The 21,220-nt window shown below is 72.4% G+C and carries 20 protein-coding genes; 9 read left to right on the plus strand and 11 right to left on the minus strand.

What is annotated here, in order from left to right; all coding sequences use genetic code 11:
• Positions 1-2 precede the first annotated feature (2 nt).
• Both IEY99_RS16460 and IEY99_RS16465 read left to right on the plus strand, forming a co-directional pair.
• Positions 3-875 carry a PhzF family phenazine biosynthesis protein gene (locus tag IEY99_RS16460; RefSeq protein WP_189204103.1) on the plus strand — a complete coding sequence of 291 codons (873 nt, stop codon included), beginning with the start codon at positions 3-5 and terminating at the stop codon, positions 873-875.
• Between the two features lie 23 nt (positions 876-898).
• Positions 899-2,533: an ABC-F family ATP-binding cassette domain-containing protein gene (locus IEY99_RS16465; RefSeq protein ID WP_189204105.1), complete on the plus strand. Its 1,635-nt coding sequence runs from the start codon at positions 899-901 to the stop codon at positions 2,531-2,533.
• 20 nt (positions 2,534-2,553) lie between these two features.
• Here IEY99_RS16465 and glgC read toward each other — a convergent pair whose 3' ends face one another.
• A complete protein-coding gene (gene glgC / locus IEY99_RS16470; RefSeq protein ID WP_189204107.1) occupies positions 2,554-3,786 on the minus strand; it encodes a glucose-1-phosphate adenylyltransferase in 1,233 nt (410 codons plus the stop codon).
• 59 nt (positions 3,787-3,845) lie between these two features.
• On the opposite strand from glgC, the gene glgA reads away from it, so the two are divergent.
• Entirely contained in the window at positions 3,846-5,054 is a 1,209-nt protein-coding gene (gene glgA, locus IEY99_RS16475) for a glycogen synthase (protein WP_189204109.1), read from the plus strand.
• Here glgA and IEY99_RS16480 read toward each other — a convergent pair.
• Positions 5,036-5,935, minus strand: coding sequence for an NAD(P)/FAD-dependent oxidoreductase (locus IEY99_RS16480; RefSeq protein ID WP_189204111.1), 900 nt, complete (start codon positions 5,933-5,935; stop codon positions 5,036-5,038). The two genes, glgA and IEY99_RS16480, sit on opposite strands and share 19 nt — an antisense overlap.
• A gap of 32 nt (positions 5,936-5,967) precedes the next feature.
• Here IEY99_RS16480 and IEY99_RS16485 point away from each other — a divergent pair, with 32 nt between their 5' ends.
• Positions 5,968-7,593 (plus strand): glycoside hydrolase family 10-like protein, encoded by a 1,626-nt coding sequence (locus tag IEY99_RS16485; RefSeq protein ID WP_189204113.1) that lies wholly within the window; start codon positions 5,968-5,970, stop codon positions 7,591-7,593.
• Here the strand turns inward: IEY99_RS16485 and IEY99_RS16490 are convergent.
• Positions 7,590-8,858, minus strand: coding sequence for a DUF418 domain-containing protein (locus IEY99_RS16490; RefSeq protein WP_189204115.1), 1,269 nt, complete (start codon positions 8,856-8,858; stop codon positions 7,590-7,592). The genes IEY99_RS16485 and IEY99_RS16490 overlap by 4 nt on opposite strands.
• Before the next feature lie 96 nt (positions 8,859-8,954).
• Between IEY99_RS16490 and IEY99_RS16495 the strand changes: the two genes are divergently transcribed.
• Both IEY99_RS16495 and IEY99_RS16500 read left to right on the plus strand, forming a co-directional pair.
• Positions 8,955-9,584, plus strand: coding sequence for a GNAT family N-acetyltransferase (locus IEY99_RS16495; protein WP_229798786.1), 630 nt, complete (start codon positions 8,955-8,957; stop codon positions 9,582-9,584).
• Positions 9,581-10,450 carry a PaaX family transcriptional regulator C-terminal domain-containing protein gene (locus IEY99_RS16500; protein WP_189204117.1) on the plus strand — a complete coding sequence of 290 codons (870 nt, stop codon included), beginning with the start codon at positions 9,581-9,583 and terminating at the stop codon, positions 10,448-10,450. The genes IEY99_RS16495 and IEY99_RS16500 overlap by 4 nt, the downstream gene beginning before the upstream one ends.
• Positions 10,451-10,459: 9 nt before the next feature.
• On the opposite strand, the gene IEY99_RS16505 is transcribed toward IEY99_RS16500, so the two are convergent.
• The 4 genes from IEY99_RS16505 to IEY99_RS16520 all read right to left on the minus strand — a co-directional run bounded on the left by IEY99_RS16505 (position 10,460) and on the right by IEY99_RS16520 (position 13,482).
• The gene (locus IEY99_RS16505; protein ID WP_229798788.1) at positions 10,460-11,440 is read right to left on the minus strand and encodes an AraC family transcriptional regulator; all 981 of its coding nucleotides are present in this window, start codon (positions 11,438-11,440) and stop codon (positions 10,460-10,462) included.
• A 75-nt stretch (positions 11,441-11,515) separates the two neighbouring features.
• Entirely contained in the window at positions 11,516-11,857 is a 342-nt protein-coding gene (locus tag IEY99_RS16510) for a phospholipase (protein WP_189204120.1), read from the minus strand.
• Positions 11,854-13,263 (minus strand): DUF4331 domain-containing protein, encoded by a 1,410-nt coding sequence (locus IEY99_RS16515; protein WP_189204122.1) that lies wholly within the window; start codon positions 13,261-13,263, stop codon positions 11,854-11,856. The genes IEY99_RS16510 and IEY99_RS16515 overlap by 4 nt, the downstream gene beginning before the upstream one ends.
• Before the next feature lie 15 nt (positions 13,264-13,278).
• Positions 13,279-13,482, minus strand: coding sequence for a hypothetical protein (locus IEY99_RS16520; RefSeq protein WP_229798791.1), 204 nt, complete (start codon positions 13,480-13,482; stop codon positions 13,279-13,281).
• 259 nt (positions 13,483-13,741) lie between these two features.
• Here IEY99_RS16520 and IEY99_RS16525 point away from each other — a divergent pair, with 259 nt between their 5' ends.
• Positions 13,742-14,179, plus strand: a complete 438-nt coding sequence (locus tag IEY99_RS16525) for an SRPBCC family protein (RefSeq protein WP_229798793.1) — start codon at positions 13,742-13,744, stop codon at positions 14,177-14,179.
• A 397-nt stretch (positions 14,180-14,576) separates the two neighbouring features.
• Positions 14,577-14,708 (plus strand): hypothetical protein, encoded by a 132-nt coding sequence (locus IEY99_RS34915; protein ID WP_268245119.1) that lies wholly within the window; start codon positions 14,577-14,579, stop codon positions 14,706-14,708.
• 125 nt (positions 14,709-14,833) lie between these two features.
• Here IEY99_RS34915 and IEY99_RS16530 read toward each other — a convergent pair whose 3' ends face one another.
• Positions 14,834-16,183 (minus strand): MBL fold metallo-hydrolase, encoded by a 1,350-nt coding sequence (locus IEY99_RS16530; RefSeq protein ID WP_189204126.1) that lies wholly within the window; start codon positions 16,181-16,183, stop codon positions 14,834-14,836.
• 142 nt (positions 16,184-16,325) lie between these two features.
• On the opposite strand from IEY99_RS16530, the gene IEY99_RS16535 reads away from it, so the two are divergent.
• Positions 16,326-17,528: an aminotransferase class V-fold PLP-dependent enzyme gene (locus IEY99_RS16535; protein ID WP_189204128.1), complete on the plus strand. Its 1,203-nt coding sequence runs from the start codon at positions 16,326-16,328 to the stop codon at positions 17,526-17,528.
• Positions 17,529-17,565: 37 nt separating this feature from the next.
• Here the strand turns inward: IEY99_RS16535 and lepB are convergent, their stop codons facing one another.
• The 3 genes from lepB to IEY99_RS16550 are packed head-to-tail and all read right to left on the minus strand — an operon-like array spanning position 17,566 to position 21,183.
• Positions 17,566-18,294 (minus strand): signal peptidase I, encoded by a 729-nt coding sequence (gene lepB, locus IEY99_RS16540; RefSeq protein WP_189204130.1) that lies wholly within the window; start codon positions 18,292-18,294, stop codon positions 17,566-17,568.
• Entirely contained in the window at positions 18,287-20,566 is a 2,280-nt protein-coding gene (locus IEY99_RS16545; RefSeq protein ID WP_189204132.1) for an FtsX-like permease family protein, read from the minus strand. Before IEY99_RS16545 ends, lepB begins: the two co-directional genes overlap by 8 nt.
• A complete protein-coding gene (locus tag IEY99_RS16550; RefSeq protein ID WP_229798795.1) occupies positions 20,563-21,183 on the minus strand; it encodes an ABC transporter ATP-binding protein in 621 nt (206 codons plus the stop codon). The genes IEY99_RS16545 and IEY99_RS16550 overlap by 4 nt, the downstream gene beginning before the upstream one ends.
• Positions 21,184-21,220: the final 37 nt, after the last annotated feature.

Raw genomic sequence — 21,220 nt, forward strand, 5'->3', positions numbered from 1 at the left:
CCATGACAGACCTCGAGATTCTCCGGTACGCGGCGTTCAGCGCGGACCCGGCCGGTGGCAACCCGGCCGGCGTGGTGCTGGACGCCGCCGCCCTGTCGGACGCCGAGATGCTGGCCGTGGCCGCCGAGGTGGGCTACTCCGAGACCGCCTTCGTCACCGAGGACCGCGGGGGCGGGGTCCTGCGGGTGCGCTACTTCAGCCCGCTCGTGGAGGTGCCGTTCTGCGGTCACGCCACCGTCGGCACGGCCGTGGCGCTCGCCGACCGGCAGGGACCCGGCACCCTCCAGCCCGACGCCGAGAAGCAGCAGATCAGGTATGTCTTCGTCACCAACGCCGGTGAGGTGCCGGTCACCGTGGACGAACACCGCCGCGCGACGCTGACCAGCGTGGGCACGCGGGTCGCGGAGCTCGGCGGCGACGACCTGGCGGCGTTGCTGGCCGCGCTGCGCTGGGCGGAGTCCGACCTCGACGCCGCCCTGCCGCCGCGGGTCGCGTACGCCGGGGCGTACCACCCGATCCTGGCCGCGAACAGCCGCCGGCGCCTCGCCGACCTGGACTACGACGTGCCGGCGCTGACCGCGCTGATGAAGCGCCGGGACTGGACCACGGTCCAGCTCGTCTGGCGGGAGGACGAGCACCACTTCGACGTGCGTGACCCGTTCCCGGTCGGCGGCGTCTACGAGGACCCGGCTACCGGGGCCGCGGCCGCCGCCCTCGGCGGTTACCTGCGCGACCTGTGGCTGGTCGAGGGCGATGCCGTGGTCGAGCTGTCGCAGGGCACGGACATGGGCCGCCCCGGGCGGCTCACCGTCACCCTGGTGCCCGGCGAGGCCGGCGTGCGGGTCAGCGGCACGGCGGTGCCGATCCCGGCCTGAGGCGGCGCTAGAGTCGGGCCCCGATGAGCGCCACGATGATCGCCCGGGACCTCGCCGCGGGGCACGGCGACCGCACCCTGTTCTCCGGCCTCGACCTGGTCGTCGCCCCGGGCGACACCATCGGCCTGGTGGGGGCCAACGGGGCGGGCAAGACGACCCTGCTGCGGACCCTCGCCGGGCTGGTGCCGGTGGAGTCCGGCTCGGTGGCGCTGAGCCCGCCGACGGCCACCGTGGGATACCTCCCGCAGGAGCGGGAGGCGCGGGTCGGCGAGACGGTCCGCGACCTGCTGGCCCGGCGCACGGGCGTGGGTCCCGCGCAGGCGGCCATGGAGGCGGCCGCGGAGGCGCTGGCCGCGGGCACGGCGGGAGCGGAGGAGGCGTACGCCACGGCCCTGGAACGCTGGCTGGACCTCGGCGGCGCCGACCTCGACGAGCGCGCCGGGCAGGTGACCGCCGACCTGGGGCTGGCCGTGGCGCTGGACCATCCGACGACCGCGCTGTCCGGCGGGCAGGTGGCCCGCGCGCAGATGGCGTCGCTGCTGCTGAGCCGCTACGACGTCTTCCTGCTCGACGAGCCCACCAACGACCTGGACCTGGACGGGCTGCGCCGGCTGGAGGAGTTCGTCACCGGCCTGCGCGCCGGGACGGTGCTGGTCAGCCACGACCGGGAGTTCCTGTCGCGGACGGTCACCGACGTCCTGGAGCTCGACCTCGCGCAGCAGCAGGTGCGCCTCTACGGCGGTGGCTACGACGCCTACCTGGAGGAGCGCGCGACCCTGCGCCGGCACGCCCGGGAGAACTACGAGGAGTACGCCGGGAAGGTGTCGGCCCTCGAGGAACGAGCCCGGATGCAGCGCAACTGGATGGAGCAGGGCGTGCGCAACGCGCGCCGCAAGAGCAAGGACAACGACAAGATCGGCCGCAGCATGCGCGCCGAGTCCACCGAGAAGCAGGCGGCCAAGGCCCGCCAGACGCAGCGGATGATCGAGCGGCTGGAGGTCGTGGAGGAGCCCCGCAAGGAGTGGGAGCTGCGGATGGAGATCGCCGTCGCGCCCCGCGCCGGCGCCGTCGTGGCCGCGCTGCGCGATGCGGTGGTACGCCGGGGCGCCTTCACCCTGGGACCGGTCACACTGCAGGTCGACTGGGCGGACCGGGTGGCGATCACCGGCGCGAACGGCTCCGGCAAGTCGACGCTGCTCGCGGCGCTGCTCGGGCGGCTGCCGCTGCAGGAGGGCACCGCGCATCTGGGACCGCAGGTGGTGGTCGGCGAGGTGGACCAGGCCCGCGGGCTGTTCCTGGGCGGCGAGCCGCTGCTGACCGCGTTCGGCGCCGCCGTGCCGGAGCTGGCCGACGCCGACGTGCGCACGCTGCTCGCCAAGTTCGGGCTCAAGGCGGCGCACGTGCTGCGCCCGGCGGGCACGTTGTCGCCGGGCGAGCGGACCCGGGCGGCGCTGGCGCTGCTGCAGGCGCGCGGCGTCAACCTGCTGGTGCTGGACGAGCCGACGAACCACCTCGACCTGCCGGCGATCGAGCAGCTGGAGTCGGCCCTGGCCGGCTACCCGGGCACGCTGCTGCTGGTCACCCACGACCGGCGGATGCTCAAGGCGGTGCGCACCAACCGCCACTTCGAGGTGGCCGGCGGCGTCGTCACGGGCTAGGGCGTCCCGCGCCACGCGCGTCAGGGCTCGATGCGCTGGCCCTTGCCGACGACCACGATGCCGCCGTCGCTGACCGTGTAGAGCTTGCGGTCCCGGTCGAGGTCGACGCCGATGCGGGCGCCCTCGGGGATGGTCACGTTCTTGTCGATGATCGCGTTGCGGACGACCGCGCGCCGGCCCACCGACACGCCCTCCATGAGCACCGAGCCCTCCACGTGCGCCCACGAGTTGACCCGGACGTTGGGCGAGATCACCGACCGTTCGACCAGCGAGCCGGACACCACCACCCCGGGCGAGATCATCGACTCGACGGCGCGGCCCTGGCGGTCGTCGTACCCGTGGACGAACTTGGCCGGCGGCCAGGACCCGTAGTTGGTGAAGATCGGCCAGTCCATGTTGTAGAGGTTGAAGACCGGCAGCGTCGCGATGAGGTCCATGTGGGCCTCGTAGAACGAGTCCAGGGTGCCCACGTCGCGCCAGTAGCCGCGGTCGCGCTCGGTGCTGCCCGGCACCTCGTTGTCGCGGAAGTCGTAGACGTTGGCCTCGCCCTTGTCCACCAGCATCGGGATGATGTTGCCGCCCATGTCGTGCTTGCTGTCGGGGTTCTCCGCGTCGGCGGTCACCGCCTCGCACAGGGCCCGGGTGGTGAAGACGTAGTTGCCCATCGACGCGTAGATCTCGTCCGGGGAGTCCGGCAGGCCGTCGACCTCGGTGGGCTTCTCCCGGAACGCGCGGATGCGCCGGCCGTCCTCCGCGACGTCGATGACGCCGAACTGGTCGGACATGGCCTTCGGCTGGCGGATGCCGGCCACGGTCACCGCGGCGCCCGAGGCGATGTGGTCGTTGACCATCTGCTTCGGATCCATCCGGTAGATGTGGTCCGCGCCGAACACGATGACGTAGTCCGGGTTCTCGTCGTTGATCAGGTTGAGGCTCTGGTAGATCGCGTCGGCGGACCCGGCGAACCAGCGCGGGCCGAGCCGCTGCTGCGCCGGCACCGGCGTCACGTAGTTGCCCAGCAGCGTCGACATCCGCCAGGTCTTGGTGATGTGCCGGTCGAGGGAGTGCGACTTGTACTGGGTCAGCACGACGATCTTCAGGAACCCGCCGTTGGCCAGGTTCGACAGCACGAAGTCGATCATGCGGTAGCTGCCGCCGAACGGGACGCCGGGCTTGGCCCGGTCCGCGGTGAGGGGCATCAGGCGCTTGCCCTCGCCCCCGGCCAGAACGATCGCGAGCACCTTGACAGCCATGACGTGACGCTAACTTTCCCGCCGCACTCACGCCAGTCGAAAGGCTTATTCTGCCTGACGTGACCGACTCTCGTACCCCGCTTCGCGTCGACCTGTTCACCCGGGAGTACCCGCCGGAGGTGTACGGCGGCGCGGGCGTGCACGTCGAGTACCTCGCCCGGGACCTGCGCCCGCTCACCGACGTGCGGGTGCACTGCTTCGGCGGCGCGCGCGACGAGCCGGGAGTCACCGCGTACGCCGATCCCGCCGGGCTCTCCGGGGCGAACGCCGCCCTGCGCACGATGGGCGTCGACCTCGAGATGGCGGCGGGCGCCGAGGGCACCGACATCGTGCACAGCCACACCTGGTACGCCAACCTGGCCGGGCACACCGCCAAGCTGCTGTACGGGGTCCCGCACGTGGTCACCACGCACAGCCTGGAGCCGTTGCGCCCGTGGAAGGCGGAGCAGCTCGGCGGCGGGTACGCCCTCTCGTCCTTCATCGAGCGCACGGCGATCGAGGCGGCCGACGCGATCATCGCCGTGTCCGCCGGGATGAAACGCGACGTGCTGGCGGCGTACCCGGGCGTCGACGCCGACAAGATCCGCGTGGTCTACAACGGCATCGACACCGCGCAGTACGCCCCGGACCACGGCACGGACGTGCTGGAGCGGCTCGGCATCGACCCGGCGCGCCCCAGCGTCGTCTTCGTCGGGCGCATCACCCGGCAGAAGGGCCTGCCGTACCTGATGCGCGCCTGCCACGACCTGCCCCCCGAGACGCAGATCGTGCTGCTCGCCGGCGCACCCGACACCAGGGAGATCGCCGCCGAGGTGGAGGGTCTGGCGATCCAGCTGCGCCACGCCCGCGACGCGCGCGGCGTGATCTGGGTGCAGGAGATGCTGCCCAAGCACGAGGTCGTGCAGGTGCTGACCCACGCGACCGTCTTCGTCTGCCCCTCGGTCTACGAGCCCATGGGCATCGTGAACCTGGAGGCGATGGCCTGCGAGACCGCCGTGGTCGCCACCGCGACCGGCGGCATCCCCGAGGTGGTCGCGGACGGCGAGACCGGCCTGCTCGTGCCGATCGACCAGGTCACCGACGGCACCGGCACCCCGGTCGACCCGGACAAGTTCGTCGCCGACCTGGCCGCCGCGATCCGCGGGCTCGTCGAGGACCCGGACCGGGCCCGGGACATGGGTCTCGCCGGGCGCCGCCGCGCGGTGGAGAAGTTCTCCTGGGCCACCATCGCCCAGGACACCCTGGAGGTCTACCGCTCGCTGCTCTGAAGCAGGGCGGCGGCGACCGCGCGCCCGGACGCCCAGGCCGTCTGGACGCGCGGCCGGCCGAACGCGTCCCCGCAGAGCCACACTCTGCCGTCGGTGGCGTAGGGGGCATCCGTCGCAGCCGGCTGGGCGTGGGTCCAGCGGTGCATGTGGACCCGCGGCTCGGCCGCGATGCCGAGCAGCTCACCGGTCGCGCGGGCGATGACCGCGGCGGCCGCGTCCGGGACGTCGAGGTGGTCGCGCGCCAGCCCCGGGGTCGAGTGCGCGACCAGCACCGGGGCGCGGTCGCCGCGCCGGTCGCCGTCGTCGCACACCGTCGCCAGCACCGGGTGGTCGTTCACGAACGCGCCGTGGAAGTCGCCCCAGACCCTTTCCGGGTACGCCAGTACGGCCGCCAGCACCGGCTGCCACCGTTGCCGCCGGGCGGCCTCGGCCACCGCGGCGCTCGGGCGCAGAAGCAACGCCTGCGGGCCGGGCATGGCCAGGACGACGGCGTCGGCGTCGTCCGGCACGGCCCGCACCTCGTGGCCGAGCCGGACGTCGAGCCCGGCGGCGAGGTCACCGGCGAGCGAGCGCAGGCCGCCCGGCGCCGCCCACCGCATCGGACCCGCGGCCGGCGAGCCGGGGTGCACGGCGAACGTGTCCGTCCAGGGCCGGGCGAGCCCGCGCGAGCGCCACCGCTCGGCGAGCGCGGCGAAGTCCGGGTCGTCGGCGACGAAGTAGGCGGCACCGATGTCGGCCCACCGCCCGTGGTGACGCTCGCTCGCGAGCCGCCCGCCGACAACCCGGCCGCGCTCGAGGACCCGGACCCGCACCCCGGCGGCGGTGAGCTCCCGCGCGCACGCCAGCCCCGCGATGCCGGCCCCGACGACGACCACGTTCATGCCACGACTCTAGGAGCGGGCACACTGGGTGGGTGCCCCGTCCCCCCGCCAGGCTCATCCTGATCTCCGCCGTCGTGCTGCTGGCGGTCGTCGCGCTCGGCGCCGCCCTCGTGCGCTCCGCCGCCCCCGACGACCCGCCGCCGGCCCCGGTCACCGGCCAGGCGGCGGTGAGCGCGGCCGGGCGCTGCGGCGCCGTGCCGGTGCGGGCCACCCGGGAGCTGCGCGGCATGTGGCTGACCACGGTCATGAACATCGACTGGCCCAGCCGGCCCGGCCTGGGCGAGGCGCAGGTCCGCGCCGAGTACCTGCGGTGGCTCGACCTGGCCGTGGCCCAGCGCCACAACGCGATCTTCGTGCACGTCCGGCCGTCCGGGGACGCGTTCTGGCCCTCGGCGTACGCGCCCTGGTCCGAGTGGCTCACCGGCAAGCGGGACGGCCGGTCGCCCGGGTGGGACCCGATGGCGTTCATGGTGGCCGAGGCGCACGCGCGCAACCTGGAGTTCCACGCCTGGTTCAACCCGTACCGGGGGACCCAGCCCGGCCCCCGCGGCCCCGGCGCGGACTTCGCGAAGCTGGCGCCGAACCATCCGCTGCGCGCCCACCGCGACTGGGCGATCGCGTATCCGGACGGCCCGCGGGCCCGGCTCTACTTCGACCCCGGCAACCCCGCGGCCCGCCGGTTCGTCGAGGACGCCATGCTGGAGGCGGTGCAGCGCTACGACGTGGACGGCGTGCACTTCGACGACTTCTTCTACCCGTACCCGGAGGGCGGCGGCAACACCTTCCGCGACGACGCCAGCTTCGCCGCCCGGGCGGACAAGTCTCTCGGCCGTGCCCAGTGGCGCCGGCAGAACGTGAACACGCTGGTCCGGGAGATGAGCGAGCGGATCAAGCAGCTCAAGCCGTGGGTCAAGTTCGGGATCAGCCCGTTCGGCATCTGGCGCAACAAGAGCACCGACCCGGCCGGCTCCGACAGCCGGGGGCTGCAGAGCTACGACACCATCTACGCCGACACCCGCACGTGGGTCCGCGAGCGCTGGCTCGACTACGTGGTGCCGCAGCTCTACTGGGCGATCGGCTTCGACAAGGCCGACTACGCCAAGATCCTGCCCTGGTGGGCGGAGCTGGTCGAGGGCACCGGCGTGCAGCTCTACATCGGTCAGGGCGACTACCGGGTCGGCGAGAAGGGCCCGTGGCGCGAGCCCGGCCAGCTCGACCGTCAGCTCGCCCTCAACGACACCTACGGCGTGCACGGCAGCGTCCACTTCAGCGCCAAGCAGGTCCGCGCCGACCGGCTGGGCGCGGTCACCCGCTACCGCACCCGGCACTACGCGACGCCCGCGCTGCTGCCGGCCATGGAGCGCCTGCCGGCGCGGGCGCCGTCCGCGCCGCGGGTGACCGCCGCCCGGCACGCCGGCGGCGTCACGGCCGTGGAGTGGCAGGCGGGCGGCGGCGCGGAACCGGTCTCCTGGGCGCTCTACCGGGTCGACGGCGCCGCGGCGAACCTCGTGGCCACCGGCCGGGCGGGTGTGCAGCAGGTGGTGGATCCCGCCCCGCCGGCCGGGGGCGCCACCTACTGCCTGAGCGCGCTGGACCGCTCCGGCAACGAGAGCCCGCCGAGCAATCCCGTCACCACCGTCCCCGCCGCACCGGACTAGGCGAGGTCCCGCCGGTCGCCGCCGTCCGCGGGGACGGCCGCCGGCGCGGTCCGCCAGCGCGGCCAGGTGGCGTTGGTCGCCGCCCGGAGCACCCATTCGAGCGGGCCGTGCGGGTGCCGGCCCATCCACCAGTGGCAGGCCGCGAGCTGCACGGCGAACACCCCGAGCGCCAGGGCGACCACCGGCAAGGGCGACAGGCGGCCGACCATCGCGGCGCCGTACCCGGTGAAGACGAGCGCACAGACCATCGACTGGGTGAGGTAGGCCGTCAGCGTCATCCGGCCGGCCGGCGACAGCCACCGGACCGCCCGGCGGCCCCGGACGCCCGAGGCCCACCGCAGCACGGTGGCCGCGTAGGCGGCCGCCAGCAGGGGCGCGGTGAGCATGTCCACGCCGAGCGCGAACAGCTGGTAGGCGGTGCCCGGGTGGTCCAGGCTCGCGTGGGCGTAGACGATCCCCCCGGCCAGCCCCACCGGCACCCCGACCCACGGGAACCGGCGCAGCGTGCGGGCGCTGCGGCCGGGGTCGGCCAGCAGGCGGTTCTTGCCGGCCGCCAGGCCCAGCAGGAAGGCTGCCAGGGCGGCCGGGGCCTGGAAGAAGACCAGCAGCTGCATGACCTCCGGCAGCTGGTCCAGGTAGGTCGCGACCACCGACGCCGGACCGCCCCGCAGTCCGTCGGCGGTGCGCTGGGCCTGCGCGCTCACCGCGGCGGTGTCGAGGCCACCGCCGCCGGCGGCCGCCTGGACGGCGGCGAGGCCCAGGTAGCCCGCGGCGGTGACGGCCAGCAACGCGATCGCGGTCCGCACCGCGGTGCGCGGACGGAGGCGGCGCAGCGCGAGCAGCAGCAGGCCCAGGCAGGCGTACGTGGTGAGGATGTCGCCCGGGAAGAGGACGACGGCGTGCAACGCACCGATCGCGAACAGCGCCGCCAGGCGGCGCAGGAAGCGGGGCACGAAGCGGCTTCCGCTGCGCGCCGCCGAGTCCATCTGCAGGGTGACGCTGTATCCGAAGAGGAACGAGAACAGCAGATAGAACTTCGTCTCGAACAGGATCGTCACGAGGTAGCGCACCGCGCGGTCGAGCGGCGCCGTGAAACCGGGATCCTCCAGCCCCGTGCCCTGGTACGCCGAGGCGAAGTAGGTGATGTTGACCATGAGGATGCCCAGCAGGGCGAAGCCCCGCAGCGCGTCCACGACCGGCAGGCGGCCTCCCCCGCCGGCCTGCGGTGTCACCGTCTCCCGCGCCCCGCTTACCGCCTGGTGCATGCCCCGCTCCAAATCTATCGCTCGTCAAACGATCGTTGCGCCGATGAACGTACAGCGGATGATAGAGTTTGCACAACGAGAGCGAGACGAGGAGGCGTGACCGTGCGCACGGGTGACCGCCGCGAGATCACGGTGCGGCGCGACGTGCCCGCGGGCGCCGAGCGGCGCGTGGCCGAGCTGTACTGGGCGGCCTTCGGGCGCAAACTGGGCCCGGCGCTGCACCCGCCGGAGACGGGACGGCGCTTCCTCGCCGCCCACCTGCACCACGATCGGGCAGTGGTCGCGCTCGCCGGCGACCGCGTGGTCGGCGTCGCCGGCTACCAGCTCGGCGGCCGGGGGCTCACCGGTGGCGGCGCCGCCGACGTCCTGCGCGCCTACGGCATCGTGCGGGGCCTGCCGCGGCTCGCGCTTCTCGCGCTCCTGGACCGCACCCCGGCGCCCGGGCAGCTCGTCATGGACGGCATCGCCGTCGACGCGGACCACCGCGGCCGCGGCATCGGCAGCGCCCTGCTCGCGGAGATCGCCCGCGTCGCAGCCGGCAGCGGTTGCGACCGCATCCGCCTGGACGTCGTCGACGTCAACCCCCGGGCGCGGGCGCTGTACGAACGGCACGGGTTCACCGCCGTGCGCACCGAGCAAACCCCCTACCTGCGGCGCCTCATGGGATTCGGCGCCGTCACCACCATGCAGCGCACCCTCGGCGACCGCCGGGACGAGCGGCGATGACCCGCGACGTGATCACCACCCGCCTGCTGGTGCACGCGATGGTCCGCGAGGACGGCACGGTGGACACCGACGGTCTGTACACGGTGGCCGGCGCGCTGGGCATGACGGACCAGCAGGTGCGCCTCTGCCTCAAACGACTCGTGGCCGAAGGGCGCTTCACCCAGCAGGGGCGGGGCCGCAAGGCATCGCTGCGCACCACCGCCGACATCACCGGCGCCGTCGCCCCCGAGGCCGGCTACGTCCGGTACGCGTACCGCCAGGACCGCGGCGACGCCGGCTGGGACGGCACCTGGCACCTCGTCGCGTTCGCGATTCCCGAGTCGGCCCGCGCGGCCCGCGACACCCTGCGCGACACCATCCTGCGACTCGGCGCGGCCGCCGTCCAGGGCGGACTGTACGTGACGGCCAACCCCGTCACCCCGCTGGTCGAGGCCGCAGCCCGCCGGCTCGGCGTGCTGGACTCGGTCACCTTCCTCACCAGCCGCGACCTGCGCATCGGCGGACAGCAGGATCCCGCCGCGCTGGCCGCGAGGCTCTGGCCGCTCGACGAGCTCGCCGCCCGCTACGACCGGCTGGCCGCGCTCGCCGGCGCCGGCCTCGACCGGCTCGCGGGCACCGCCGCGCTGTCCGGCACCGATCAGCTGGTCCTCGCGCTGGAACTGGCCGCCGAGTTCACCCGCGCGATGGAACCCGATCCGCTGCTGCCACCGGAACTGCTCCCCCAGCCCTGGAGCGGCGCCCACGCCCGGCACCTCGCGGCCCGCTGCTGGACCCGCCTGCTCGAGATCCGGCCGCCGACCGGCGGAGAGCCCCGGCTGTTCCGGCTCTACGCCGACATCGTCCGCGAGGCGGCCCCGCCTTCCTGAGCGGCCGGGCTACACCCGGTCGCCGCGCAGGGTCTGGGACGGTGAGACGCCGTAGCGGGCGCGGTAGGCGCCCGCGAAGCGGCCCAGGTGGGTGAAGCCCCACCGGTACGCGACCTCGCTGACGCTGACCTCGTTCTTGTCCGCCCGGGTCAGCTCGGCGTGCACCCCTTCCAGGCGCAGCCGGCGCAGGTAGGTCAGCGGTGGCACGCCCACGTGCTGGCGGAACGACTCCTGCAGCACACGGATGCCGACCCCGGCGATGGCGGCCAGCTCGGTCGCGGTGAAGGCGCGGCCCGGTTCGGCGTGCATCGCGTCGAGCGTGCGCTTGACCGTGCGCGGGCGCCGCGCGGTCGGCTGGCCGGGGACGCCGTCGCCGGAGGCGTGCTCGACCGCGCCGGCCAGGCCGCTGATCACCAGGTCGCGCCAGCGGCGCAACAGCCAGGGCAGGGCGATCAGCCCGTCGGTCTCGCGCAGCTCGGCGTGCAGCAGGCGGATCAGCCCCATCCAGCTGCGCCCCGGGCCGGCGGCCGTGCCGAAGGTGGCGCCCAGCGGCAGCGGCGCGCCGCCGGGCGGGTCCAGCGCCTCCAGCTCGCGTTCGAACGCGAGCCGCTCCACCTTGACGCTGTAGAGGCGGCAGTCGGCCGACCAGCGCAGGTCGATGTCGCCGACCGGCTGGAACACCGCGGCGCGGCCCGGATCGGCGGTCGTCGCCGCGCCGCGGTGCAGCGCATGGACCTGCCCGGTGAGCGGCGCCAGCACGTGGTAGGCCGTGCGCAGGTCGCCGATCGCCACGCAGATCTCCACCCCGTAGCTGACCTCGCCCACGGTCAGCGGGCCGAGCTGCACGACGTCGCCCGAGAAGGCGAAGCCCTCGATGCCGCCGGCCGGTTTCACCTCGAGCGGGCCGTAGAACATCCGGCGGCAGAAGGCGCGCGCCTCGTCCACGTCCGTCGTTCTCAGCGTGGAGCGGCCCGGCACGTCCGTCAGCACCGGACCAGGATCCCGATCAGCCTCCCCTGCCGTGTCCATCAGCTCACCCTAGACCGACACAGGGGTCACCGGGAGTTACAGAATGGCCGCTTCCGGCCATTCGTACTCGGCGACGGCCCCGCCGGCCACGTCGACCTCGGCCAGCGGGGTCACCGGATCGCGCCAGACGACGTACCGGCCGGCCGGCAGGCTGTCGATGACCACACTGAACATGACGCCGTCGCTGACGTAGCGGGCCCGGACCGCCGCGTGGGTCCGCCGGGTCGCGTCGCCCACCGGGCTGACCTCGATCTCGTGCCCGTGCAGGCTGCCCGGGGTGTGGATGACCAGGGCGCCGATCCCGGCACCGATGTTGAGCACCACGGTGCCCTGGCCGGAGGGGGCGAGGGTGTGGTGGTGGTGAACGCCGACGCTCACTTGCCGTCCTCCGCCGGTGGGTTGTTGAAGCCGTCGAACGGCACGCCCAGGTAGGGGAACTTCTTGAGCAGCTTCGCGCTACCGTCCTTGATCGTCAGACCCTGCTCCACCAGCGCGGCCGCCTCGTCCGGCTTGAACTTCTCGTCGACCAGCGGCACGGTCACGCCGGCGATCGCCCGCAGCGAGATGGACACCACGTCGTCGGCGACCCGCCGCCCGTTCGGGAACCCGGCCAGGTCACCGCCGAGGATGCCGAAGCCGTTCTCGTCCTTGGTCGGCGGCACCGCGGTGTTGAGCCGCAGCATGTCGGCCTGGGTCTCGCCGGTGTTGTTCTGGAAGTTGTCGATGATGCCGTCCGGGATGCCGGTCAGCAGGATCGCGACGAGGTCCGCGCGGGCGGTCTTGGCCTCGTTGAGCTCGGCGAGCCGGTCGAACAGGCCCGGGTAGAGCACCGGCAGCAGCTGCGCCAGCTCCGGCTGCTCGACGAACTCCGCGAAGCGCTTGTCCTCGCTGGGCGGCAGGCTGTTCCACAGGTCCTTCTGCGCCATCGGCACGATGACCTCGTTGAACAGCGGGTTGCCCAGGCGCGACACCTGCACGTGCGGGCCGACGTACACGTCCTCGTCGTTCTTCCTGCCGTGCCGGACCTGCACCTGGCGGCGGCTGGCCGAGGTCCACACGCCGATGACCGCTCCCGCGTCGCGCCCGCGGACCTTCTTCTTGCCGTCCTTGCGGACCATGTGCATCGGGACCTGGATCGCGATGCTGTGCACGTTCGTCTTGTCGGTGGCGTTGACCGCCTTGCCGGCGTAGTTGAACAGCTTCTGGCCGACCAGGTGCTTGTCCTGGAACGGGCGCAGGGTGCCCAGGTCGAAGATGGAGCCCAGGTCGACGAAGAACGGGTCCGCCCGCTGGCCGGCGAAGACCTTCTCGCCCGTCTTCAGCTTGTGCACCGCGTCCTCGGCGAGCTTGTCGTAGTCCGGAATGGACAGCGGACCGACGTTGCACGGCGGGCACGGCAGTTTCTCGGCGAGCACGGTGTGCTTACCGTGCGAATCCACGCGGGTCACCGAGTAGAACTGGCGGCGGTTCCAGTTCTCACTGTCCAGCGACTCGATCGGCCCGGTGTTGTAGAGGAACGTCCGGTCGTTTCGCAGTTCGGTGCGGAATCGGAACTGGTACGTCAGATCGGGACGCCCGTCACCGTTGTTGTCGACGTGCACCTCGTAGAGCACGTCGTCGCCGAATTCGAAGAAGTTCGGCCCGCTCGCCGGCGACTGCATGGGCACGTAGTTGGCGATGAGCGTCACGGTGTCCGGATGGTCCGGGCTCACGAACGCGTACAGGTCGGAGCTGTCGGCCACGGGATCCTTGCTGATCTCCGGGGCTTCGCGGTGCGAGGACATGGGTTGCCTTCCTGATCAGCGCTTGACGGCTTTGAGCAGCTTCTTCGCCAGTTCGGCGTCGGTGATCGTCACCTTCGCGCCGCCGGAGAACACGTCGAACGTGCCCTTCTCCGCGTCGCGCAGCGAGAGCACCAGCGGCTCGTTGTCACCGGCCTTGCCCGCCTTCTCCCCAGCAAGGCTCAGACCGGCCACCCCGGCGGCCGAGGCAGTGACTCCCACGGTCGCGGCGATCGTAAGAACCCGACGGCGGGACAGGCGGGAGACCCCCCGCGTGCCGTAGTGGACACGACTCATGCTCGGCCTTTCGTCACGCGCTCCGAGGTCTCCCCCGGCGGCGCAAATCGGGAATGTTGCCCGGACAGACGTCGTCGACAGCCATCAGTACGAAGCCACCCGCGAAGCGGTTCAAAGCAATTTCGGCGGTAAAGGTTTCCCACAGGTTCGGCGGCGCTGGCGGCCCCGTGCCACCATGCCCGTCGTGTCCACCGAACAGTTCAGCCACACCTTTTGGGCGCCCGCCCCGCCCGGGCGCATCCACGCACACCTGAGCCGCCCGGAGAGCTACGTCGGCCTGTCGCCGCTCGTCGTGGCGGTCCGCGACATCCGGCGTACGGACGACGCGGTCTCGTACGTGGCCGTGGAACGGTTCCGCCTCGGGCCGTTGCGCTGGGACAACCCGATCCGCGTGCGGATGACCTGCCCGGTGCCGGGCCGCCGGCTGGTCAGCGACGTGCGCAGTCCCGGCCGGGTGGCGCTGGTCGCCACGGTCGACCTGGTTCCGGAGCAGGAGGGCACCCGGGTCACCGAGGGCGTGACCGTGTCCTTCCCCCGGTTGCTCCGCGGCTTCGTGGTGGGCCAGGCACGCTCGGTGCAACAGTTCCGGGCCCGCGAGCTCGTGCGGCGGATGACGTCCTAGGCGAGCGCGGGGACGGCCCACCGCGAACACCCAGTCTCGAGGTTTGCTGGAACGAGGCCTGAAAAGCCCTTCCGACCGTGGACGCGATCCTGGCCCGGCCGGTTGACCGCAGACGCGGCGATCCAGGACGCGGCCGCCGCACTCGACTCGGCACAGCCGGGCGACCCCAGGCCCTCGGCGGCGAAGCCGGCCGAGCCGGCCGGTTCGTACTCGGTCAGCGACAACACCGACACCACGGCCGAGGCGCGACCTGATCGAACTGCGGGCCAACGCCCACGCGATCAGCATCTACACCATCGGCCTGGGCCGCATCCGTTGCCGCCGTTGCCGCCGCCCTGCGAGACGCCGGCTTGGAGATCGTCGTGGGAGCACCCGAGGAGGCCGACACGGAGCCGCGGTGAGCGGCTACCCGAGGTTGCTGAACACCCTGCAGTCGGCAGCCGAGTCGCTGGGCGCAGCGGTCCGGGACGACGACACCGAAGAGGCCATCACCCCTGACAACGTCGCCGCCACCGCCGCGGCAAAGTGATCGCTGCTCATCGCCGATCTGGCGGCAAGCTGGCCCGGGCGGGATGCCGCATCGGTCAGGAGGGCCGCCGAGGCCTGGCGCGCGGCGGCCCTCCGGAGGGCCTTGAGTGGCCGCACCGCGGCAGGTCAGACGATGGGCAGGCCGGCGGCGGCCGCGTTGGCCCAGTCGTCGTCGACGGCGACCGTGCGGCGGCCGGCCCGGGTCAGCATGCTCGCCGCCGCGGCCGCCCGGTAGCCGGCCGCGCAGTGGACCCAGATCGTCCCCTCGCCGAGCTCGGTGAGGCGGGTGGTGAGCTCGGGCAGCGGGATGTGGACGGCCCCGGCCAGGTGGCCGGCCCGCCATTCGGCGTCGGCGCGGACGTCGAGGATCGCGTCCGGCTCGCTCGCCGCGAGGTCGGCGAAGGTGGCCCGGCGGCCCTCGGCGAGGTCGGCGGGGCCGCGGGCCCAGTCGTCGGGTGTGCCGGCGGCCGCCGCGGCCGAGCCGGCGATGCCGATGCGGGCCAGCTCCCGCTGGGCGGCGGCGACCTGCTGGGGAGAGTCGCCGAGCAGGGTCAGCGGGGTGCCGTGCGGCAGGGTCCAGCCGAGCCAGGTGGCCAGCGGGCCGTCGGTGCCGAAGCTCAGCGTTCCGGCCAGGTGCCGGTAGGCGTACGCCTTGCGCGAGCGCAGATCGACCACCCACTCCCCCGCGTCGATGCGCCGGCGCAGCTCGGCCGGGTCGGCGCGCCGGGCCGGGGTGAGGTCGATCAGGTCGGCGCCCTGGGCGTTGCGGACGCCCATGTGCGCGTAGTACGCCGGGTACGCCCCCAGCCCGGCGAGCAGATGCTCGACGTACGCGTCGGCGTGCAGCCGCAGCACCGGGTTGACGCGCTTCTCCCGGCCGATCGTGGACGTGTCGGCGTCCGGCGGGGTGGCCGAGCAGAAGCTGCCGAAGCCGTGGGTGGGCCAGACCGGCGTGCCGTCGGGCAGCAGGTCGGCGAGGCGGCGCGCGGAGGCGTGCTGGTGGTGGGCGAGGGTGCGGGCGTGGTCGGCGCCGAGCAGGTCGGTGCGTCCGGTCGTACCGAAGAGCAGGGAGCCGCCGGTGCAGACGCCCGCGACCTCGCCGTCGTGACCGACCACGTAGGACAGGTGGTGGAAGGTGTGGCCGGGAGTGGCCACCGCCGTGAGGGTGAGCCGGTCGGAGACCGCGATCCGGTCGCCGTCGGCGACCGGGACCCGGGCGAACCGCACCCGCTCGGCGGCGGCGACCAGGTAGGCCGCGCCGGTGACCCGGGCGAGGGCGAGGCCCCCGGAGACGTAGTCGTTGTGCAGGTGCGTCTCGGCCACGTGGGTGATCCGGACGCCGAGCCGGCCGGCGAGGGCCAGGACCCGGTCGATGTCGCGTTGCGGGTCGACGACCACCGCGACCTCGCCGTCGTGCACGAGGTAGGTGCGGTCACCGAGGGACGAGGTCTCCACCACTGCGGTTCCGAGTGTCATCGCTTCCTCTCCGGACCTGGCGCCGTTGCCGCCCGAGTGCCGTCAGACTAGCGAGCGGCGGACCGCCCTGGCGACCGTCCGCGACACGCCGCGCAGAAATCCTATCTTGCAGGTAGATTTACCAGCGATTACCGTCTGACCCATGGTCAGCGTCCTGAGCCCCGCAGAGGTCAAACTCCCCGACGGCAGCAGCGTCGAGTTCGCCAACCTCGACATCGCCGCCACCGCCCCCTGCCTCGACGTCGTCGCCGAGGCGGTGGCCGACCTGCTGCCCTGGTACGGCAGCGTCCACCGAGGAGCCGGGGCGCTCGCCCGGCGCAGCACCCGCGAGTACGAGCAGGCCCGCGAGACGCTCTACGAGCACCTCGGATGCGGCCCGCAGGACACCGTGGTCTTCACCCGCAACACCACCGACGCGCTCAACCTGCTCGCCCATGTCCTGCCCGAGGGCACCACCGTGGTGACCTTCGACGCCGAGCACCACGCCAACCTGCTGCCGTGGCGCGCGCCGGTGCGCCTCGGCGTGCCCCGCTCGGCCGCGGAGGCGGTCTCCACGCTGGACGAGGCGCTGCGCGCGCTGCCCGGCCCCGCGCTGGTGGCGGTCACCGCGGCCAGCAACGTGACCGGGGAGCTGTGGCCGATCGCCGAGCTGGCCGAGACGGCGCACCGCCACGGCGCCCGGATCGCCGTCGACGCCGCGCAGCTGGCCCCGCACGGGCCCGTGGACATCACCGCGCTGGGCGCCGACTACGTGGCGCTGTCCGGGCACAAGGTCTACGCCCCGTTCGGGGCGGGCGTGCTCGCCGGGCGCGCCGACTGGCTCGACGCCGCACCGCCCTACCTGGCCGGCGGCGGCGCGACCGCGGCGGTGTCGTCCGACTTCACCGTACGGTGGCACGACGGCCCGGCCCGGCACGAGGCCGGCACGCCCAACCTGCTCGGGGCGGTGGCCCTGGCGACCGCCTGCCGGGCCCTGGCCGAGGCCGACCTCACCCAGGAGCACCGCCTCGTGGCGCGCCTGCGCGCCGGCATCGCCGCCCTGCCCCGCGTCGAGGAGCTGCGCCTGTTCGGCCCGCAGGCACCCCGGGTCGGCATCGTGTCGTTCGCGGTGCTCGGCCGCGACCACGACGAGCTGGGCACGATCCTCGGCCGCGACCATGCGATCGGGGTACGGACCGGGCTGTTCTGCGCCCACCCGCTGACCCACCGCCTGCTGCGCGAGGCCACCGACCGCCTCGACCCGGCGGCCGCCCCGCCCGGTGCGGCGATCCGGGCCAGCGCGGGCATCGGCACCACCGAGGAGCACATCGACCGCCTGCTGGCCGTGCTGGCCCAGCACACCTGACCGGCCAACCCGAGGTCTTGCTGGATTGCGGCAAGGCTCAGCGCCGTCGGCCCGCCAGTCGCCGACGAACTGATCCACCTGAGACGCTGATCACGATGAGGACGCCCGCCAGGACGCACACGACCGCGGCGAGTAACGGCGCCAGGTTGTACGCCTCCGCTGTCGGGCCCACGGCGGTGAAGGCGTCACCCGGCGTGAGAGAGCCGAAATGCCAGACCGGTAACGCGATGGCGATGAGTCGTCCCTCCACCCGATCGGAGGGAATCGCGCCACTTCCCTGGGTGTCGATCCGGGCCCGAGAGTCACGAGCGACGGCTCGATTGTCGCCCATGACGAAGTAGCGTCCGGCGGGGACGGTGACGCTGAAGGGCCGGCCTTCCTGCCGGTTGTCGCCCTCGGCGTACTTTTCCGCGATCGGCTTGTCGTTCACCAGCAACTGGCCTTCGGGGTTGGCGGCGACGCGGTCGCCCGGCAAGCCGATGACGCGCATGGCGTAGATCGCGTCGGGCGGATCACCTTCCCACGTTCCACCGCGGAAGGTGATGACATCGCCGCGCTGGATGTCGCTGGTGGTGACCTTCTCCTGTACAGCTCGCTCGTCCGGCTCCAGGGAACCGCTCATCGCCGTGCTTCGTACCGTGTAGACGTCGAACCGCAGAGCCAGGAAGACCGCCGCCGCAACGATGAGGACGACGCCGGCCAGGCCAGCCGCGGTGCGACGTCGAGCGAACCGCGGTGCCTTCGTTGTGCTTACGGTGTCATTCACGACGGATATCCTCTGCCTTGATCCGGTAGCCGACCACGAGCGCACCGACTGCTATGCAAACGAACACGGAGAGGCCGATCGCCGGATACATGGAATCGAGCGCACCGTTGTACCAGCCGGCCTGTCGGCCGTTGACTTTCAGCCAGGCGTTGCCGGCCAGGTAGCCGACCGCGGTCGCGAGGAGGATCCCGCCGACCAGGGGCACACCCAGCTGAACAATCTGAATTACCCGGACGGTGCGCCGCCGGACACCGAGGACGGCGAGCGCGACGACTTCGCGTCGTCGCTCCACCATGCGGTCGACCGCCGCGACGGCGAAGGCAAGTAGACAGAGCCCGAGTCCGGCGATGACACCGAAGCTCACCGTGCCACGATGTACGCGGTAGGCCTCCAAGGCATCGAGGTTGAGCTGCTTCACGTGCATGCTCGCGGTGGGAGAGATCCGCTGAACGGCTGACTTGAACCGTTCGAGATCGGCGCCTGACGCTCCGATGACGAACGTCATACTGAGGTCTGGCGACCAGCCGAACTTGGGCTGCGGTGCCGCCGAGATGACACCGTTCTCGCCCAGCGGCGTGCGGTCGGCCTCGGGAATCGGGAGGAACGCGGCCGGGGTGGTGTACGCGACCTCTTGGCCGGTTTCGTTGCGGAACTTCACGGTGACGCCCGCGGGCACCTCGGAGACGGTGCCGTTGAGCGCCGGATCCCCGAAACGGTAGTCGGTGCCCTCTCGGCAGTCGGGCAAGGGCTGCCCGACCATCGTCCGGACGTCGTCGCAGCTCGCCATCACCATTGTCATTCCGATACCCCGCACGCGCTGTTCCGGGGTCGACAGGTCCGGCACGTCTTCGACGATGCTCTGCTGCAGGCGCCAGGTGGCGATCGACGGAGTGGCGGCGATCGCCCGCCGCTGGTCCGCAGTGGCGACGGTGCGGGTGTCGATCACTACTGTACGTGCGGTGACCGTCGGTCCAGCAGCCAGCGCGGCGTCGCGGAGCACGCCGGCGCTGATGCCGGCGATCAGTACCAGCAGGACCGGTCCGCTGGTCAGGCGCAGCAGCGAGCCTGGATCGGCAGCGAGTCTGGCGCCCGCTACTCGAAGGAACAGTGGATAGCGCTGCCCTCGCAAGGAGTGGCCCAGCAGAGGGATCGCGTACCGCAGGGCCATCATCGTGCCGACGACGCAAGCGGCGATGCCGGCGAGGATGAGGTAGGCGGTGGTGTCGCTGACGCCCTGCCGGGCGTCGGCGGCCGACTGGGCCGATATCAGCGGCGGCAGCAGCAGGCCGAGGCCGACGACCAAGGGAGCAAGCATCCAGACGGTGAGCCGGCGTCCGGCGGACGCGCGGGCCTGTAGCGGCTTCTTGACGCTTTGCCGCAGTCCCAGTGCGCCCAGAAAAGCGGCACCGGCGGCGGCTATCACAACGAGCAGGACCGCTGTCGGCAGATCTAGCCGGGATACCTCGGCATACCAGGTGAAACCCAGCACCTTCGAGTCCGCGAGCTCCCGATTGATCGAGTTGAACGACAGGACGCCGAGCACAGCACCGCCGACGCCCGCGACGGCAGCCTCGGTGGCAGCCATCCGAACGGTCTGCTTTCGACGCACACCGAGCAGCCGCAGCGCGGCATACCGCTGGGCCCGCGTGCGCGCTGCCAGCCGCCCGCAGATGACCAAGAAGACGGAGACCGGGATGAACATGAGCAGCATCAGCTCATACGACACCCCGCCGAGTTGCTCGGCGACGCTCTGGTCGGGGGTCGCATTGCCGAACGAGATTCCGGCGCTACCGCCGGCAAGGTCGTCCGGCACGACACCGACATACGCGTACAGCTCGTTCGGACCGAGCAGCCCGGACGGCCCGATCGTGCCCACCACCGTACCCGGCATCCGCTCGGCGACCAGTGGGTCGGCCCGCATGACCTGCAACGCTCTGGGCGAGGCGAAGATCTCGCCGGGCGCCGGGAACCGGCTGAGGCCCGGCGGCGGCGGTGCCGCCTCCTTCACCTTGGCCAGGAAGACCCGAGTGAACCGCTCGTCGTGCCACGAGTCGGTGACGAACGTGAAACCGAAGGCGGCGTTCTCCTCCATTGCCGAATTGGGTAGACGGTCGGACGATCGCATCGCCCGGTCGTCCAGAACCGTCGGCAGCGCCATGGCAGTGGCGACCACCAGCGCGCCAACCCCGAAGCCGAGAATCATCAAGATGAGCCGGGCGAGTCCCGCCCATCCGCCACCGCGCAGCAACCGCAGCGTCAGTAGCCAGGTCACCAAGACTCCTCGTCCGTCTTACCATCGCGCATGGTGACGACGCGGTGCGCCCGGGCGGCCAGGGCATTGTCGTGCGTCACCAGGACGACCGCGGCGCCGCTACCGTTGGCCAGTTCGATCAGGGCGTTGAACACGACGGCGCCGTTCTCGGTGTCGAGCGCGCCTGTCGGCTCGTCGGCGAAGAGTACGGCGGGGCGGTGCGCGAGCGCCCGGGCCACCGCGGCACGCTGCGCCTGACCCCCAGAGACAAACGCCGGTCGACGCCCGGCCTGCCCCTGCAGGCCGAGCGTCTCCACAAGCTCGGCGACCCGTTTCCGGCGGTCCCGGCGGCCGACACCGTTCAGTGTCAACGGTAGTTCGATATTCTCCCGCAGCGTCAGTTCAGGCACGAGGTCGGCGAACTGGAAGACGAATCCGAAATGGCGCCGGCGAACGTCCGACCGTTCGTCGTCGGACATCCGGCACAGGTCCCGCCCGTTGAACAGCACCTCTCCGGAATCCGGTTGGAGGATACCCGCCAGGCAGTACAACATCGTCGACTTCCCGGAGCCGCTTGGGCCGACCAGAGCCAGCAGTTCCCCCGGTGACACGGTGGCGCTCGCTTTCGCGAGTGCCACCGTGTCACCGTATGACAACGAAAGATCAGCTGCGGAC

Origin of the sequence: Couchioplanes azureus, assembly GCF_014648355.1 — a bacterium.
GTDB lineage: Bacteria > Actinomycetota > Actinomycetes > Mycobacteriales > Micromonosporaceae > Actinoplanes > Actinoplanes azureus.

Excerpts from the sequence above, each read along its gene's own strand:
- IEY99_RS16460 (WP_189204103.1), top strand. The coding sequence starts at position 3 with ATGACAGACCTCGAGATTCTCCGGTACGCGGCGTTCAGCGCGGACCCG.
- IEY99_RS16465 (WP_189204105.1), top strand. The coding sequence starts at position 899 with ATGAGCGCCACGATGATCGCCCGGGACCTCGCCGCGGGGCACGGCGAC.
- glgC (WP_189204107.1), bottom strand. The coding sequence starts at position 3,786 with ATGGCTGTCAAGGTGCTCGCGATCGTTCTGGCCGGGGGCGAGGGCAAG.
- IEY99_RS16480 (WP_189204111.1), bottom strand. The coding sequence starts at position 5,935 with ATGAACGTGGTCGTCGTCGGGGCCGGCATCGCGGGGCTGGCGTGCGCG.
- IEY99_RS16490 (WP_189204115.1), bottom strand. The coding sequence starts at position 8,858 with ATGCACCAGGCGGTAAGCGGGGCGCGGGAGACGGTGACACCGCAGGCC.
- IEY99_RS16500 (WP_189204117.1), top strand. The coding sequence starts at position 9,581 with ATGACCCGCGACGTGATCACCACCCGCCTGCTGGTGCACGCGATGGTC.
- IEY99_RS16515 (WP_189204122.1), bottom strand. The coding sequence starts at position 13,263 with ATGTCCTCGCACCGCGAAGCCCCGGAGATCAGCAAGGATCCCGTGGCC.
- IEY99_RS16530 (WP_189204126.1), bottom strand. The coding sequence starts at position 16,183 with ATGACACTCGGAACCGCAGTGGTGGAGACCTCGTCCCTCGGTGACCGC.
- IEY99_RS16535 (WP_189204128.1), top strand. The coding sequence starts at position 16,326 with ATGGTCAGCGTCCTGAGCCCCGCAGAGGTCAAACTCCCCGACGGCAGC.